The organism is Eubacterium sp. AF36-5BH, from assembly GCF_003460505.1.
GTDB lineage: Bacteria > Bacillota > Clostridia > Lachnospirales > Lachnospiraceae > Eubacterium_G.
Window position 1 is genome coordinate 1 of record NZ_QTVG01000022.1, and the last position, 1,438, is coordinate 1,438.

Genomic DNA, 1,438 nt, shown 5'->3' on the forward strand with positions numbered 1-1,438 from the left:
ATTATACGTTAGAGTAAAAGCAGTTGGTGCTAAGAAGTGGTCAAAGGCTGTAAAAATTAAAGTTAAATAAATAAGTTTTTCAGATTATTAAAATAATAATGATAAGGGCTATGTACAGTATAATAATAAAGTATATAGTCCTTATTTTTGTGTAATAAGAAATTATTTTAGAATTTCTATCGCACATAAGATATTTCATTGTTGATGTATACTCACATAAAAACATTTTTTAAAAAAAACACACCTTCACTAAAAAATGATACCCTTAAACACAACAAAAAGTTTGATAAAATTTACATAGGTTTTGTAAAACTAAAATTAGGAAATTTTGAAAGGAGTTACAAATGAAGAAAGGATTCAAAAAAATTATGGCATATTTTTGTGCCATAGCATTAATTGTTACAAGTGTAACAGTGTACAATAACAAGTCAGTTTCAGCATATGAAGATTCTGAGTACACAGCTTTAACAAATGGTAAAGGCGCTGCAGTTGGCGACTGGTCAGAATTATTTGCGGGAACATATGATGGTCTTGCAGGTAACATGAGTTATGCAGGAAGCAAGTTAGATGACTTAAGCTTAAAGATTGATGAGTCATGCGGTAAGCCTGGTACTTGGCATTTACAGGCTAAGACAAAATTGACAGGACTTACAGCAGGAAAGACATATGATATTAAAACAAAATTAAATTCATCTATGGCAGGAATTTTATATGAAAAAACTGATGTTACAGGCGTAGTAAATTCAAACATTGAAATTAAAGTAGGTGAGAACGAAACTACACTTCAGTTTAAGGCAACAGGAGAAACAGAAACTTTAGTATTTGAACTTAGTGGTATGCCAACAGGTTGTGTAATTGACTTTAAGGGTATTACAACAACAGAAGCAACTGAGATTGTTACAACAACAGAACAGCAGCCGGAAGAAGATGGCTATTATGCTTCTATCAAAGGTCAGTGGACATTAACATCACCTTGGAGTGCTTTTTCAACAGGGAGCATTAAATATAAAGGAACAGCAGACAGCAATTCAGCAACAGTAGATATTAAATTCGCTGAATATGGTGGTGGAGATTGGCAGACACAGCTTCGTGTTCTTGGCTCAACAAATACAGTTGGTCCTTTAGAAGCAGGAAAAGATTACAAGGTAAAAGTAGATTACACAGCTTCAAAGGCTTTTGACGGTTTAGTAAAAGTTGGAGAAAAAGCAGAGAATGTAAAATTCGCGGAAGGTACAAATTCACTTGAAATATCATATAAGGCTGAAACAGAAAAACCTGATATTTATTTAAATTTAGGATATGCTCCAGCAGATGAAGAATTAAATATTAAGTTGACATTAGTGAAGGTTGAAGATATACAGACATCAGTTGATCCAACATCGAACAATGTGACATCAGCAGACGTAACATCACCGGATGCAACATCAGCAGACGTAAC

At 33.4% G+C, this 1,438-nt stretch carries 1 protein-coding gene; it reads left to right on the top strand.

All coding sequences use genetic code 11. The annotated features are described in order from the left end of the window. Window positions 1–344 precede the first annotated feature (344 nt). Window positions 345–1,438: hypothetical protein (locus DW006_RS11960; RefSeq protein WP_147337660.1), on the top strand; the 1,094-nt coding region annotated here is incomplete at its 3' end.